This window comes from Candidatus Binatia bacterium, from assembly GCA_036563615.1.
Taxonomy (GTDB): Bacteria; Desulfobacterota; Binatia; order UBA12015; family UBA12015; genus DATCMB01.
In genome coordinates this window covers 277,304-291,513 of record DATCMB010000018.1, presented here as the reverse complement: position 1 = coordinate 291,513, position 14,210 = coordinate 277,304, and the positions used below count along the sequence as shown (strand labels likewise).

Here is a 14,210-nt window from a genome sequence, read left to right as displayed (position 1 = left end):
GCGCCCGGGGGGAGCGCCTGTGATTGACGCGGTCCTGCTGATCGCCTTCGGCGGCCCGACCAAGCCCGACGAGGTGCGGCCGTTCCTCGCCAACGTGACGCGCGGACGACGCATCCCGCCCGAGCGTCTCGAAGAGGTCGCGCATCACTACGACCTGCTCGGCGGGCGCTCGCCGTTCAACGAGCTGACCTTCCGTCAAGCAAATGCGCTGCGCCGCCGGCTCGCGGACGAGGGCCCCGACCTGCCCGTGCACGTCGGCATGCGCAACTGGCACCCCTTCCTCGCCGAAGCGCTGCGCGACATGGCGCGCGACGGCGTGCGGCGCGCGCTCGGCATCATCCTCTCGGCGCACGAGTCCGAGGCCGGCTGGCACCGCTACGTCGCCGACGTCGCCGCGGCGCGCGAGGAGCTGCTCACGGCCGGCGAGCGCTGCCCCGAGGTGACGTTCGCGCCGGGCTGGCACGATCGACCGGGTTACGTGCAGGCCGCGGCGGCGCGCGTGCGCGAGGTGCTCGAGCGCGTGCCGGAGGCGGAGCGCGCGACGATCCCGCTCGTCTTCACGGCGCACAGCATTCCGACGGCGATGGCCGAGAGGTCGCCGTACGTCGAGCAGTACACGAAGACTGCCCGGCTCGTTGCCGAGGCGTGCGGCTGCCGACGCTGGCAGATCGCCTACCAGAGCCGCAGCGGACGTCCCGAGGACCCGTGGCTCGAGCCCGACGTCAACGACGTCCTCGAGCGCCTCGCGGCGGACGGCGAGCGTCGTGTCGTCGTCGCGCCGATCGGCTTCGTTTGCGATCATGTCGAGGTGCTGTACGACCTCGACCACGAAGCTCGCGCGACCGCCGAGCGCCACGGCATCGAGCTGCTCCGCGCCGGAACGGTGGCGGACCATCCGGAGTTCATCGGGATGCTCGCGACCCTGGTGCGCGAGGCCGCCGCGCGGGACGCGTGAGCGCCGTGGGCGGCCCGTCGTCCGGACGGCGTCCGGCGCGCCTCGTCGTCGTCGGCGGCGGCATCACCGGGCTCGCCGCCGCGCACCGCGCCGTCGAGCGCACGCGACCGGGTGAGGTCGAGGTGATCCTGCTCGAGGCGCAGGACCGCCTCGGCGGCGTCATCACGACCCAGCGACGCGACGGCTTCCTGGTCGAGGGCGGACCGGACTCCTTCATCAGCGAGAAGCCCGCGGCGATCGAGCTCTGCAAGCGGCTCGGGCTCGGCGGCCGCCTGATCCCGACCAACGACCGCTTCCGGCGCACGCTGGTCGTGCGCGACGGACGCCTGATCCCGCTGCCGGACGGCTTCCAGCTCCTCGGACCGACGCGGTTCCTGCCGTTCCTGCTGTCGCCGGTGCTGTCGCGGCGCGGCAAGCTCGTCGCCGCGAAGGATCTGGTGCTGCCGCGCGGCGGTCCACCGCCGGGTGGCGACGAGAGCCTCGCGCACTTCGTGCGCCGCCGGCTCGGCAACGAGGTGCTCGAGCGTCTTGCGCAGCCGCTCGTCGGCGGCATCTACATCGCCGATCCGGAGACGCTGTCGCTCGCCTCGACCATGCCGCGCTTCCTCGAGCTCGAGCGCCGCTACCGCAGCGTGATCCTCGGCCTGCGCGCGCAGGCGAAGGCGGCTGGTGCGGCCAGCGGCACGAGCGGCGCGCGCTTCGGGCTCTTCGTCACGCTGGCCGACGGTCTGACCTCGATGGTCGAGGCGATCGTCGAGCGTCTGCCGCCGGGCGCCGTGCGCACGGGCATGGCGGTGCGCGCGCTCGAGCCCGCGTCGACGGACGTGACGGCGAGCGCCGAACGACCGGCGTGGCGCGTCGTGCCCGAGACGGGCGCCGCGATCGAAGCCGACGCGGTCGTCGTCGCCCTGCCCGCGCACGCCGCGGCGCGGCTCCTCGCGCCGCTCGACGCGCAGCTCGCCGACGCGCTCGGCGGGATCGCTTACGCGTCGAGCGCCGTGGTGTCGCTCGCGTACCGCCGCGATCAGGTGCCGCGCGTCCCGGACGCGTTCGGCTTCGTCGTGCCCGCGATCGAGGGGCGGCGGATCATCGCGGGCTCGTTCTCGAGCGTCAAGTATGCGGGCCGCGCACCCGAGGACTCGGTGCTGATGCGGCTCTTCGTCGGCGGCGCGCTGCAGCCCGAGCTCTTCCAGCTCGGCGACGACGAGATCATGCGCATCGTGCGCGAGGAGATCCGCGATCTCCTCGGGATCACGAGCGAGCCGTCGCTGACCTGGGTGCAGCGCTGGCCGCAGTCGATGCCGCAGTACGCGGTCGGGCACGCGCAGCGCGTGGCGACGATCGAGGCGCGCGCGGCGCAGCTGCGAGGACTTGCGCTCGCGGGCAACGCCTACCATGGTGTCGGCCTGGCCGATTGCGTCGCGAGCGGCGAGGCCGCCACGGACCGCCTGCTCGCGTCGCTCGCCGGCCGTGCCACGGCGGGCGCCGCGGCGTAAAGCACATCCCGAACGAATGTCGGTCCTCATCACGATCGATGGCGTCGAAGGCGCCGGCAAGAGCACCCAGGCCACGCGTCTGGCGGATGCGCTGCGCCGCGACGGGCACGAGGTCGTGGTGACGCGCGAGCCCGGCGGCACGGAGCTCGGACGCGCGCTGCGCCGCATGCTGCTCGAGGACGACTCGCCGGGACCGACGCCCGAGACCGAGCTCCTGCTCTACCTCGCCGACCGCGCCGAGCACGTCCGGCGGCTGATCCAGCCCGCGCTCGAGCGTGGCGCGCTGGTGATCGCCGACCGCTTCTCGGACTCGACCATCGCCTACCAGAGCTACGGTCGCGGCATCCCGCTCGAGACCGTGCGTCGGCTCGACGCGTTCGCGCGCGGCGGCGTGTCGCCGGCGCTCACCTTCTTCCTCGATCTGCCACCCGAAGAGGGGCTCGCGCGGGCACGATCGGTCGGACCCGCCGATCGCCTCGAGCGCGAGACGCTCGAGTTCCACCGCCGCGTCCGCGAGGGCTTCCTCGCCATCGCCGCCGCCGAGCCCGAGCGCGTCGTGCTGCTCGACGCGCGTCTCGACATCGCAGAGCTCGCGCAGCGGATGGCCGAGCTGGCGCGAGCGCGGCTCGCGGCTGCGGCGTGACGCTCGACGAGATCCAGGGCCAGGAGCGCGCGATCGGCCTCCTGCGCCGGGCGCTCGCGGCGAACCGCCTCGCGCACGCGTTCGTGTTCGCGGGACCGGCGGGGGTCGGGAAGCGCGCGACCGCGTTCGCGCTCGCGCAGGCCGTGCTGTGCAGCGAGGCGCCCGGCGAGGGCTGCGGGAAGTGCGTCGAGTGCCACCTGGTCGCGGCCGGCACCCATCCCGACGTGGTGCTCGAGGACCTCGCGTCCGCGCAGGCCGAGCGCGCGAGCGCGAGCTTCGTGTCGATCGAGCAGGTGCGACGCGTCAGCGCCGCGCTCGGGCTCCGTCCGGTGCGGGGCACGCGCAAGCTCGGCATCATCGACCAGGCCGAGCGTCTCACGCAGGACGCGCAGAACGCGCTGCTCAAGACGCTCGAGGAGCCGCGCGGCCAGGCGACGCTGATCCTGATCTCGACCAACCTCGACGCGCTGCTGCCGACCATCCGCTCGCGCTGCCAGAGGCTACTGTTCGCGCCGCTCGCGGACGAGCTCGTGGCGACGCTGCTCGAGCGCTCGGGGATCGAGCCCGCCGTCGCGGGCCGCGCCGCCGCGCTCGCCGGCGGCAGCCTCGACCGCGCACGCGAGCTCGCGAGCAGCGAAGGCTGGGCGCGCGCCGAGGAGCTGCGGGCGCGGCTCGAGCGGGCGAGCCGCCTGTCGATCCCCGACCGCCTCGACCTCGCCGCCGAGCTGTCGCCGCGCGGCGAGCGCAACCGCGCGCTGCAGGGGCTCACGACGGCAACGCTGCTCGAGCTCTTCCGCGCGCGCATGGTGGCGGCGGCCTCGGAGGCGTCGACCAAGGGCGGCGAAGACGCTTTCGAGCGCCTCGCACCCGTGCGACGCGCGCGGGAGCAGCTCGCCCTGGCCTATGCTACCGTCCGCGACCTGGAGCGGAACGCCAACGCCCATCTCGCCTGGGACAAGCTGCTGCTCCAGCTCGGCGAGCGCGGCCGAGCCTGAAGGCGCGACGAAGGCGCAATCGATGAGCACCGAGATCCCGCACGAGCCCGAAGCAGCGGCCGCCGCGGCGCCCGCTCCGGCGGTCGTCGACGTCCGCTTCCGGGTCGCGGGGCGCGCGCGCGCCTTCGACGCCGGCACGCTGCCGCTCCAGCGCCACGACCTGGTGATCGTGCAGACCGAGCGCGGCCCCGAGCTCGGCGAGGTGATCGCCGGCCCGCGCCCGCGCTGGGAGTCCGAGGAGGGGGTGACGCTGCCGCGCGTGCTGCGTCGCGCCGACGCCCGCGATTTGAGCCGCGCCGAGCACAATCGTGCGCAGGAGCAGCGCGCGCGCAACGTCTTCGTGTCGCTCGCCGCGCGCCACAAGCTCGACGTCAAGCTGATCCGCGTCGACTACCGCTTCGACGGCGGCAAGGCGGTCTTCTACTTCATGTCCGAGACGCGCATCGACTTCCGCGGCCTGGTGCGCGACCTCGCGCAGGCGCTGCACACGCGCATCGAGATGCGCCAGATCGGCGCGCGCGACGAGACGCGGCTCGTCGGCGGCGTCGGACCGTGCGGGCGGGAGCTGTGCTGCGCGTCCTGGCTGCGCGAGTTCGCGGCGGTGTCCGTCAAGATGGCGAAGGAGCAGGACCTGTCGCTGAACCCGTCGAAGCTCGCCGGGATGTGCGGGCGGCTCAAGTGCTGCCTGCGCTACGAGTACGACACGTACCTCGCCTTGCGCCGCGAGCTTCCACGGGTCGGGAAACGCGTGCAGAGCGTCAAGGGCGACGGTGAGGTCATCAAGCACTTGACGCTCAAGCAGCGCGTGCTCGTGCGCCGCGACGAAGACGGGCTGGTCGTCGAGTGCTCCCTCGAGGACCTGGTCGAGCGGCGTCCGGACGCGACGTCCTGAGCCAGCGCCAGCGCGAGAACATGAGCGAGCGGATCTACATCACCACGCCTCTCTACTACGCCAACGCCGAGCCTCACCTCGGCTCGACGTACACGAACGTCGTCTGCGACGCGTTCGCGCGCTTCCACCGGCAGCGCGGCGTCGAGACCTTCCTGCTCACCGGCACGGATGAGCACGGCGAGAAGATCGCGCAGGCCGCGCAGGCCGTCGGGCGCACGCCGAAGGAGTTCGTCGACGACGTGAGCGCGAAGTTCCGCGCCGTCTGGGACTCGATCGGGATCCGCTACGACCACTTCATGCGGACGTCCGATCCGCACCACGTGCGCTTCGTGCAGGACGTGCTGGCGCGGATCTACGACGCGGGCGACATCTACTTCGGCTCGTACTCGGGTCTGTACTGCGTCGGCTGCGAGCGGCTGTACACCGAGAAGGAGCTCGTCGACGGGCTCTGTCCGCAGCACCTCACCAAGCCGGTCGAGATCGAGGAGCCGAACTACTTCTTCCGCATGGAGAAGTACCAGGACGCGGTGCGCCGCCACATCGAGCAGAACCCGGACTTCATCCGTCCCGAGGGCTATCGCTCGGAAGCGCTGGCGATGCTGCGCGAGCCGATCGGCGACCTCTGCATCTCGCGTCCGAAGGCGCGGCTCACGTGGGGCATCGAGATGCCCTTCGACTCGAACTACGTCACCTACGTTTGGTTCGACGCGCTGCTGAACTACGTGAGCGGCCTCGAAGCGCGCGGGCTGCGCGAGCGGCTCTGGCCGTACGCGAACCACTTCGTCGCCAAGGACATCCTGAAGCCGCACGCGATCTTCTGGCCGACGATGCTGCTCGCGGCGGGCTACCCGCTCTACCAGCACCTGAACGTGCACGGCTACTGGACGAGCGGCGGGCAGAAGATGTCGAAGTCGCTCGGCAACGTGATCGAGCCGCTCGTGCTGCGCGACAAGTACGGCATGGACGCCGTGCGCTACTTCCTGCTGCGCGAGGCGCCCTTCGGCAGCGACGCCGACTTCACCGAAGCGGCGCTGATCACGCGCATCAACGCGGATCTCGCGAACGGGCTCGGCAACCTCGCGAGCCGGACGCTCGCGATGATGAAGCGCTACTTCGCGGGCGAGGTGCAGCCGCTCGAGCCGAGCGACGACGCGGACCGCGAGCTCGCGGAGGCCTACGCGCGCGAGAGCCGCGAGCTCGACGCGCACGTGCGCGCCCTCGCCTTCCACCGCGGGCTCGAAGCGCTCTGGCGCGCGCTCGACGCGGCGAACAAGTACATCGTCGCCACGGCGCCGTTCACGCTCGCGAAGGATCCGGCGCAGATGCCGCGCGTCGGCGCGATCCTGCACAACTGCCTCGAGGCGCTGCGGGTGACCGCGCAGCTCATCGCGCCGTTCATGCCCGACACCGCGGAGCGTCTGCGCGTCGCGCTGGGACTCGACGAAACCCGCTTCGGCGATCTGCACCTCGCCTGGGGCGCGGCGTTCCCGCCGGGTCACCGCGTCGGCGAGCCGGTCGCGCTCTTCCCGCGCATCGAGACCGATGGCGAGGGCAAGCGCGGCGGGAGCGTCGGGAACGCCGCCAAGGGCGGCAAGAAGCAGCCTCGCTCTTGAGCGCGCCGCATCCGCTGCCACCCGGCGTCCGGGTGGTCGACTCGCACTGCCACCTCGCCGACGAGGCGTTCGACGCCGACCGCGACGCCGTCTGGCAGCGCGCGCTCGACGTCGGCGTCGCAGGCGCGGTGATCGTCGGCGCTGGCGGCGGTTCGGCGTCGAACCAGGCCGCGCTCGAGCTCGTCCGCCGCCATCCCGACCGGATGCGCGCGGTGGTCGGCATCCACCCGCACGACGCCAAGGACGCGGACCGGCGCGCGCTCGAGGAGGTCGCCCGGCTCGCGCGCGATCCGCTGGTCGCGGCGGTCGGCGAGACCGGGCTCGACTACCACTACGACAACTCGCCGCGCGAAGCGCAGGTCGCGTCGCTGCGCGCGCACGTGCTGATCGCGGCCGAGGTCGGCAAGCCGCTCGTGATCCACTGCCGCGACGCCTACGCCGATCTCTTCCGCGTGCTCGACGAGGACCGCCCGCCGCGGCTGCGCGGCGTGGTGCACTGCTTCACCGGCAACCTGCAGGAAGCGCAGGCAATGCTCGAGCTCGGCTTCTCGATCTCGTTCAGCGGCATCGTCACCTTCCGCAACGCGAACGCGCTGCGCGAGGTGGCGCGCGTCATCCCGCGCGACCGGCTGCTGGTCGAGACCGACGCGCCGTACCTCGCGCCGGTGCCGCTGCGCGGCAAGCGCTGCGAGCCGTCGTTCGTGGTCGAGACCGCAGCGCGGCTCGCCGAGGTGCGCGGCGACGACCTCGCGGAGCTCTGCGCGGCCGTGACGCACAACGCCACCGCGATCTTCGGGCTCCCCGCGACGCACTGACGACGGCGCGCTGACCGCTACGGCGCCGAACGCGGCGGCGCGGAAGCGGCTCCTACGACGCGGGCGCGCGCGACGCCTCGAGCGCTTGCGCGGCTTCGAGCGTCGGCATCGCCTCGAACGCGACGGTCGCGTCCCAGCCGCGCGTCGTCCAGGTGTGACCGTCCGCGGTCGCGAGCAGTCCCTCGATGCCGTCGAGCCCTTCGAGCAGCGCGATGCCGTCGCGCTCGCCGAGCAGCAAGAGCGCCTTGCTGAGCGCCTCCGCCGCAGCTCCCGTCGGCGCGACGACCGCGGCGACCAGGTCGCGCTCCATCGGCCAGCCGGTGCGCGGGTCGAGCACGTGCCCGAAGCGACGCCCCGCGATCTCGCTCGTCTGGCCGAAGCTGCCCGAGACCGACAGCGCACGATCGCGCAGCGTCACGACCCCGAGCGACGCGCCGGCGGGGTGCGCGAGCAGGAGCCGCCAGCCGTCCGCGTCGGGCGGCGCGCCGATCGCCTGGATGCTGCTGCGGCCGAAGTCGAGCAGCGCGCTCGTCCCGCCCCGCGCGCGCAGCGCGCCCGCGATGCGATCGAGCGCGTACCCCTTGCCGATGCCGCCGAAGTCGACGCTGGTGCCGGGAGCGTCGAGCGCCGCAGCGCTGCCGCCTTGCGCGAGCACGATGTGCTCGCTGCCGACGCGCGCGCGCGCCGCGGCGAGCGCGTCTGCCGCCGGCAGCTCGCCACGGCGTCCGGCGTCACGCCACAGCGTGACGAGCGGCCCGACGGTGACGTCGAACGTGCCGCGCGTGAGCACCGAGTACTCGCGCGACAGCGCCAGGACCTCGATCACCTCGGGCGGCAGCGGCTGCAGGCCCGAGCCGGCGTGCGCGTTGAAGCGGCTCGTCGGCGCGTCGGCACGCCAGGTGGTGAGGAGAGCGTCGAGGCGCTCGGCGATCGCCCACACGTCGGCTGCGTCGAGCGGGCCGCGGTCGTCGGTCGTGCACAGCTCGACCTGCAGGATCGTGCCCATGACGTAGCGACCGTCGCGCACGCAGTCGCTGACGACGACGGGCTCGCGCGCCGAGGCGAGCGCCGACGCGCCCGGGACGAGCAGCAGCCAGAGAGCGGCCGTGGCGACGCGGGCGACGCTCACAGCCCGGCGCGCTCCGACTCCTCTTCTTCCTCTTCCTCCTCGTCCTCGTCGTCCTCGGCGTCGCCGCGGTAGGCCGCCGACGAGCCCGCGAACACCGCCCACACGCACGCCACGACGAGCACCGCGAGGCTCGTCTCGAGCGCGAGGAAGCTCGCGATCTTCAGGTACGCGAACCACGGGCTCACGAAACGCACCAGCCAGCCGGAGCCCTCGTCGAGCAGCGCCGCGCCGAACGGGACGACGATGAACCACGGCTTCAGGTCGGGGCGCAGCGGCACGAACAGCATCAGGTGCGTCAGCGTCAAGAGCAGAAGTCCCATCGCGAAGAAGTGGAAGTGCGAGACCTCGAGCATGCCCTGGTAGCTGCGCGGCTGCAGGAAGCGCTCCTCGGAGCCGAGGTAGTAGTCGACCACCGACTGGTAGCTGAGCCCCATCTTGTTGAAGAAGAGCGCCGCGTTCGTGAGCCAGAGGACCACGACGTAGAGCACGAACATCAGGATGATCGCCTGCAGGAGGCGATTGCGGCTCCACTCTCCCGTGATCACGAAGCGCATGGGCTACTTCTTCTCGATCAAGACCTGGTGGAGCGCGAGCGCGCGGCGCACCGCGGACGTGACGGCGTGCGAGGTGAGCGTCGCGCCGGCGATGCCGTGGATGTCGCGGTCGACGCGCATCGCCGGGTCGAGCTTGCGGTTCGGGAACTGCTCGAGCCAGCGCTCGGAGGGCTCGAAGTCCGGCGGCTCGTAGAAGGCGAGCAGGAGAAGCTTCGCCACCGAGCCGTCCGGCGCGACGACGATCAGCAGCGTCTCGGGCAGCGTCCGCACGATGTGGGTGTCGATGAACGCGTAGCCCATCGGCGCGCCGTCCTTCTCGCCGACGTGCACCGTGACGAGCTGCGACTCGAGCGGCGCCTTGGCGAGCTCCTCGACGCGCGCCTGCTCTTCGTCGGTGAGGAAGAAGTTCTTGCTCTCGACGCGATCCGCGCCGGGGAAGGCGAGCTGCAGGGCTTCGTTGCGCGCGTAGTGAACCTTCGCAGACGCGACGGTCGCGCCCGCGAGCACGAGCGCGACCGTCGCGACGAAGCCAAGGATGGTGCGAAGCCCGGCGCGCACGCAGAGCGCCGCCGAGCGGAAACGAACGGGGGCGCGAGAACCGCGCCCCCACGCCGAGCTAGAACACGAAGCCAAATCCGAGGTTGATCTCGTCCGGCTTCGTGCCCGAGACGACGTTGAACGTGCGGTAGTCGAGCTTGAAGACGACGTTCTGGATCGGCCAGTAGTCGATGCCGACCTCCCAGATGCGCTGCTGCAGGTTGTTGTTCTTGCCGAGGCCCGGGGGAGTCTCATCCTGGGTGTTCAGGTACGAGAAACGGGCGAACGGCGCGAGGGCCATCTCCGAGTCCGGCAGGATCCACTGCATGACGTCGTAGCCGAGCTCGAAGTAGGTGCCGATCATGCGGCCCGCGATGGTCGCGTTCTCGGAGATCTCGCCGATCTCGCGCAGCGCGAGGGTCAGCGAGCGCGCGTCGCCGAGGTTCGCCATGGTGAACAGCGCGCGCGCCTGCAGGCCGTACGCACGGTACTGGCCGTGGACCTCCCAGATGGTCGTGCTGGTCTTCGGGATGCGGACGTCGTCGACGACCTGATCCTGACCGGAGTTGCCGGTGTACACCGACGCGCCGAGCAGCAGGCTCGGGATCGGGTTGTAGTCGAGCCGACCGGTGAAGGCGACGTCCTCGTACAGCACGCGGTTGCCGTTCTGTCGGGCGTCGCGGAAGCCCTGCGGACGGATGCCCTTCGCGTTGAAGCCGTTGATCAGGTACGCGCGGTAGTTGAGCCCGGGGATGATCTCGCCGAACAGGCCGAAGCCGAGCTCACGCCAGGTCGACGGGATGATCTGACGCTCCACCTCGGGGCGGTTCACCGAGTAGTAGAACACCGGCTCGTGCCACTCGTTGATGAAGCCCATCGGCACGAGCACGAGGCCGACGCGCCCGTTGGCGTACTCCTTCAGGAAGAAGTCGAGGTAGGCGAACTCGACCGCCACCGAGCCGCCGCTCGAGCTCTCGTTCGCGTTCGTGCTGGCGTGCTCGAACTCGATCTCCGAGTTGAACACGATCCAGTCGTTGAACTTGTAGCCGGTGTAGAGGACCAGGCGCTCGAGGTCGGCGCGGTTGCGGTCGTTCGGGCCCTTGTCGCTCACGTAGCCGGTGAACTTGGCCTCGCCGTAGCCGCCGATCGAGAGGCCGCGCGACGTGCGGTAGATCTTCGACGCCGCCGGGCCCATGCCGTACTCGCCCTTGAGCTCGAGCTCCTCCGGGATGGTGAGCTGCGTGCGGATCTTGTCGACCGCGTCGGCGAGCACGTTGGTCTTGCGCTCGCTCTCCTGCTGCTTCGCCTTGACTTCCTCGACCTCTTTGACCTGCTCGGCCTTCAGCGCCTCGAGCTCCTTCTGCATCTCGAGAAGCTTCTGCTCGAGCTCGCGGATCCGCTGCTCACTGGACGCGTAGCTCCGGGTCGGGAACGGAATCACGCAGCCCACGATCGCCAGCACGGCGACGAGCCTTCGCACCATGCATCCCTCCTCTGCTGGTAGAACCGGACTCTGTCGAAGGGCTCTGGGCGTGCGCCGCTGGCCGCTGGGCTCGACTCAGATCAACTTCCCCCGCTCGCTCCCGCGCCGTCCCACTCCACGTCGATGCCGTGCCAGCTCGCGGACGTCGCCCAGGGAATCACGACGACCCGCTTGCAGCGCCGACACTTGAGCTCGACGCCCGTCGCGCGCAGGCGCGCGAGCAGGCTACCGCAGGCGCAGCGCCGCTCGTGCTCGGCGTGGCCGGCGTCCCGAGATGGTGACGGCTCGCTCATCGGGGGCGAAATTGAACATCATTTTCAATGCCTGATGTCAAGGTGGGCGTGGCGAAAAGCACCGCGGGTGGTGCGCGTCGTGGCCGCGTCGCGGAGTAGGTTCCGCCGCGCGTTCTCCGGATCGGGATGAGCGGCGCACGACCCCCCGTGGCGACCGGCACGCCGGTCCGAGCCGACCGCTGAGGCGGCGGGGACGAATCAGCGCCGCGACGTGGTGGCGACGCGATCGACGCTGGCGCTCGGCCGCACGCCCTCGCGGCACTCGCGGCAGATCCCGTAGAGCTCGAGGCGGTGCCGGGCGAGCACGAACCCGAGGCGCGTCGCGATGTCCTCCTGCAGGCGCTCGAGCTGGTCGTCCGAGAACTCCACGATCCGCCCGCAGCGATCGCAGATGATGTGGTCGTGGTGCTGATCCCCGACGTCGGCGTTCTCGTAGCGGGTCTGACCGTCGGCGAAGTGCTGCTCGTCGGCGAGCCCGCACTCCTTCAGCAGCTTGATCGTCCGGTAGACGGTCGCGTAGCCGACGCGCGGGTTGATCTTGCGGACCTCACGGTAGAGGTCGTCGATGCTCATGTGGCGGTGGCCGCCGAAGAAGACATGAGCGATGTCGTCGCGCTGCGCGGTGGACTTGAGATTCTTTTCTTTGAGCGCCTTGCGGAATGCGGCGAATCGCTCCGCGCGCGACAGCATGAACGAGCGTTACGGACGCCGTGGTTCTTTGTCAACCACGGCATCCCGCGGCGCGCGCGCGAGCAAGCGACGGGCTTCCGGGGAGATGTCGACCCCCGAAAGGTCCCGCCCCTCGAGCGTCAACGCCAAAAGCTCGATCTCGTCGTCGGGCGACAGGTCGTGATCGACGAACAGCACCTCCTGCCCGTCGACGCGACACAGCCCGCTGCGCGCGTGATACCCGACCTCGCGCATCAGACGCTCGCGCCGCACGCGGATGCCGATCGCGCAGGCCGCGTTCTCGAGTTCCGCGATCAGCGCCGCGAGGCGCGCCGCGCGCGCGCTGGGACGCTTCGGCGACGAAGCCGTCGCCCCCGGGCGCGTCATGCGCCGGCCGCCGCGTCCGCTTCGCGAGCTACGCACGTTTCGTCGGGCGCTGGCTGTCGACATCGGGCCGCGCTAGTATCGCGCGCGCGCCGGCTTGTAAAGGTTTCCGTCCGACGTCCGAAGGGCAGGTTGGCATGATCAAGAACATCCTCGTCGGCATCGACGGCTCGGAGCACGCGCGAACGGCGCTCAGCTACGCCACCTGGTTCGCCCGACGGCTCGACGCGACGGTGACGGGTCTGTACGTCGTCGACATCGTCTCGATCGAGGGCTCGTTCTTCCACGACATCTCGGGCTCACTCGGCTTCGAGCCGTACCTCGACTTCACGTCGAAGATGCGCGAGGCGCTGCACGAGCGCGGCAACGCGCTGCTCGAGGAGTTCCGCGCGACCTGCACGCGCGAGGGCGTGCGCTTCGACACCGCGCTGCAGATCGGCATCGTGCCGAGCGAGATCTGCGAGCGGGCGCGCGAAGCGGATCTCGTCGTGATCGGACACCGCGGCGTCAATCAACGCTTCTCCACCGGACTGCTCGGCGGCACCACCGAGAGCGTCACGCGACAGTGCCCGAAGCCCGTGCTCGTGACGCCGCTCGAGTTCCGCGAGATCACCTCGCCGCTGCTCGCGTACGATGGAAGCCAGCGCGCGAGCGCGGCGATGCAGGTCGCGGCGGAGGTCTGCAGCCAGCTCAAGCTGCCGCTGTCGGTCTTGACGGTGTGCCGCGACGAGGAGCAGGGCGAGAAGGTCATCGACCAGGCGCGGCGCTACCTTGCGTCCTATCCGCTCGAGGCGCGCTTCAGCGTCGTGACCGGCCACGCCTACGAGCGTATCCCGGCCGAGATCAAGGAGAAGGGCTACGACCTCGTCTTCATGGGGTCGCACGGCCACGGGCGGATCATCGAGCTCGTGCTCGGCAGCACGACCGAGTACGTGCTGCGCAACGCGCCCTGCCCGGTGTTCCTGAACCGCTGACCGAGCGGCTCGGCGGCGCTCGCCGCGCCTACTGCTCTTCGCCCGAGGTCGACGGCGGCGTCGCAGACGCCTCGGGAGCCGGCGCCTGGGCAGGCGTCTCGGCCGGCTTCTCGCCGCTCGACTCGACGGTCGTGCCGTTCTCGCGGGCGAGCAGCTTGCGGATCCGGTTCTCGATCTCGCGCACGCGGCTCTCGAGGCGCTCGACCTCGAGCCCGATGCCCGGGTAGCTGCGCAGCTTCTCGATCGAGCCCTTGATCCCCTGGTCGATGCGCCGCTGCAGCTCCTCCATGCGGCGCTTCGAGGTGGTCAGGACCTCGTCGATGCGGCTCTCGTTGACGAGCTCCGTGACGCGACGCTCGGCCGCCTCGCGCATCTCGCCGAGGGCCTCCATGCCGCGCGAGGTCACTCCGGCGATCGCGTCGCCGCCGTAGCGCACCAGCTCGCGCAGCAGCGGAAGCGACGCCAGGCTCTTGTGGCGGCGCTCCTCCTCGAGAATGATCTGCGCAAGCGTGACGGCCGTGAGGTCGGCGCCCGTCTCGTTGTCCGTGACTTCGACTTCCTCGCCGCTCCGGATCAACGCGGCAATGTCGTCGAGGGCGACGTAACGACTCGTGGTCGTATCGTAGAGCTTGCGGTTCGCATATCGCTTGACGACCCGCGGCATGGTGGGTGGGTCGGTAGCACCCGTCTCCGGGGTCGGCAAGGATGCCCTCCCGGCGTCGACGAGGACGCCCCGCGGCGGGCCGGGCGGGGCGGCACGTCGACTGCCATTTTTGAA

At 71.1% G+C, this 14,210-nt stretch carries 16 protein-coding genes; 8 read left to right on the top strand and 8 right to left on the bottom strand.

All coding sequences use genetic code 11. From position 1 onward, the window contains the following. Positions 1 to 19: 19 nt before the first annotated feature. The 7 genes from hemH to VIS07_15365 are packed head-to-tail and all read left to right on the top strand — an operon-like array spanning position 20 to position 7,409. Entirely contained in the window at positions 20 to 955 is a 936-nt protein-coding gene (gene hemH, locus VIS07_15395) for a ferrochelatase (GenBank protein ID HEY8516893.1), read from the top strand. Next, entirely contained in the window at positions 952 to 2,451 is a 1,500-nt protein-coding gene (gene hemG / locus VIS07_15390) for a protoporphyrinogen oxidase (protein ID HEY8516892.1), read from the top strand. The genes hemH and hemG overlap by 4 nt, the downstream gene beginning before the upstream one ends. Before the next feature lie 16 nt (positions 2,452 to 2,467). Next, on the top strand, positions 2,468 to 3,094 hold the full coding sequence (gene tmk / locus VIS07_15385) for a dTMP kinase (protein ID HEY8516891.1): 627 nt from the start codon (positions 2,468 to 2,470) through the stop codon (positions 3,092 to 3,094). Next, positions 3,091 to 4,089, top strand: coding sequence for a DNA polymerase III subunit delta' (holB, locus tag VIS07_15380; protein HEY8516890.1), 999 nt, complete (start codon positions 3,091 to 3,093; stop codon positions 4,087 to 4,089). The genes tmk and holB overlap by 4 nt, the downstream gene beginning before the upstream one ends. 22 nt (positions 4,090 to 4,111) lie before the next feature. After that, on the top strand, positions 4,112 to 4,981 hold the full coding sequence (gene ricT / locus VIS07_15375; protein ID HEY8516889.1) for a regulatory iron-sulfur-containing complex subunit RicT: 870 nt from the start codon (positions 4,112 to 4,114) through the stop codon (positions 4,979 to 4,981). A gap of 20 nt (positions 4,982 to 5,001) precedes the next feature. Then, the gene (gene metG / locus VIS07_15370) at positions 5,002 to 6,594 is read left to right on the top strand and encodes a methionine--tRNA ligase (protein ID HEY8516888.1); all 1,593 of its coding nucleotides are present in this window, start codon (positions 5,002 to 5,004) and stop codon (positions 6,592 to 6,594) included. Beyond that, positions 6,591 to 7,409: a TatD family hydrolase gene (locus tag VIS07_15365; GenBank protein HEY8516887.1), complete on the top strand. Its 819-nt coding sequence runs from the start codon at positions 6,591 to 6,593 to the stop codon at positions 7,407 to 7,409. The genes metG and VIS07_15365 overlap by 4 nt, the downstream gene beginning before the upstream one ends. A gap of 52 nt (positions 7,410 to 7,461) precedes the next feature. On the opposite strand, the gene VIS07_15360 is transcribed toward VIS07_15365, so the two are convergent. The 7 genes from VIS07_15360 to VIS07_15330 all read right to left on the bottom strand — a co-directional run bounded on the left by VIS07_15360 (position 7,462) and on the right by VIS07_15330 (position 12,347). Then, complete coding sequence (locus tag VIS07_15360; protein ID HEY8516886.1) at positions 7,462 to 8,538, bottom strand: FAD:protein FMN transferase; 1,077 nt, start codon at positions 8,536 to 8,538, stop codon at positions 7,462 to 7,464. Continuing rightward, positions 8,535 to 9,092: a hypothetical protein gene (locus VIS07_15355; protein ID HEY8516885.1), complete on the bottom strand. Its 558-nt coding sequence runs from the start codon at positions 9,090 to 9,092 to the stop codon at positions 8,535 to 8,537. The genes VIS07_15360 and VIS07_15355 overlap by 4 nt, the downstream gene beginning before the upstream one ends. Before the next feature lie 3 nt (positions 9,093 to 9,095). Then, entirely contained in the window at positions 9,096 to 9,650 is a 555-nt protein-coding gene (locus VIS07_15350) for an FMN-binding protein (GenBank protein ID HEY8516884.1), read from the bottom strand. 58 nt (positions 9,651 to 9,708) lie between these two features. Next, positions 9,709 to 11,112, bottom strand: coding sequence for a hypothetical protein (locus tag VIS07_15345; protein HEY8516883.1), 1,404 nt, complete (start codon positions 11,110 to 11,112; stop codon positions 9,709 to 9,711). 80 nt (positions 11,113 to 11,192) lie between these two features. Continuing rightward, complete coding sequence (locus VIS07_15340; protein ID HEY8516882.1) at positions 11,193 to 11,405, bottom strand: hypothetical protein; 213 nt, start codon at positions 11,403 to 11,405, stop codon at positions 11,193 to 11,195. Positions 11,406 to 11,603: 198 nt separating this feature from the next. Continuing rightward, positions 11,604 to 12,095, bottom strand: coding sequence for a transcriptional repressor (locus VIS07_15335; GenBank protein HEY8516881.1), 492 nt, complete (start codon positions 12,093 to 12,095; stop codon positions 11,604 to 11,606). A 9-nt stretch (positions 12,096 to 12,104) separates the two neighbouring features. Further along, positions 12,105 to 12,347, bottom strand: a complete 243-nt coding sequence (locus tag VIS07_15330) for a hypothetical protein (GenBank protein HEY8516880.1) — start codon at positions 12,345 to 12,347, stop codon at positions 12,105 to 12,107. Positions 12,348 to 12,595: 248 nt separating this feature from the next. Between VIS07_15330 and VIS07_15325 the strand changes: the two genes are divergently transcribed. Beyond that, complete coding sequence (locus tag VIS07_15325; GenBank protein HEY8516879.1) at positions 12,596 to 13,432, top strand: universal stress protein; 837 nt, start codon at positions 12,596 to 12,598, stop codon at positions 13,430 to 13,432. A 28-nt stretch (positions 13,433 to 13,460) separates the two neighbouring features. Here the strand turns inward: VIS07_15325 and VIS07_15320 are convergent, their stop codons facing one another. Next, complete coding sequence (locus VIS07_15320; GenBank protein HEY8516878.1) at positions 13,461 to 14,135, bottom strand: polyhydroxyalkanoate synthesis regulator DNA-binding domain-containing protein; 675 nt, start codon at positions 14,133 to 14,135, stop codon at positions 13,461 to 13,463. Positions 14,136 to 14,210: the final 75 nt, after the last annotated feature.

Excerpts from the sequence above, each read along its gene's own strand:
- tmk (HEY8516891.1), top strand. The coding sequence starts at position 2,468 with ATGTCGGTCCTCATCACGATCGATGGCGTCGAAGGCGCCGGCAAGAGC.
- ricT (HEY8516889.1), top strand. The coding sequence starts at position 4,112 with ATGAGCACCGAGATCCCGCACGAGCCCGAAGCAGCGGCCGCCGCGGCG.
- metG (HEY8516888.1), top strand. The coding sequence starts at position 5,002 with ATGAGCGAGCGGATCTACATCACCACGCCTCTCTACTACGCCAACGCC.
- VIS07_15355 (HEY8516885.1), bottom strand. The coding sequence starts at position 9,092 with ATGCGCTTCGTGATCACGGGAGAGTGGAGCCGCAATCGCCTCCTGCAG.
- VIS07_15345 (HEY8516883.1), bottom strand. The coding sequence starts at position 11,112 with ATGGTGCGAAGGCTCGTCGCCGTGCTGGCGATCGTGGGCTGCGTGATT.
- VIS07_15340 (HEY8516882.1), bottom strand. The coding sequence starts at position 11,405 with ATGAGCGAGCCGTCACCATCTCGGGACGCCGGCCACGCCGAGCACGAG.
- VIS07_15335 (HEY8516881.1), bottom strand. The coding sequence starts at position 12,095 with ATGCTGTCGCGCGCGGAGCGATTCGCCGCATTCCGCAAGGCGCTCAAA.
- VIS07_15325 (HEY8516879.1), top strand. The coding sequence starts at position 12,596 with ATGATCAAGAACATCCTCGTCGGCATCGACGGCTCGGAGCACGCGCGA.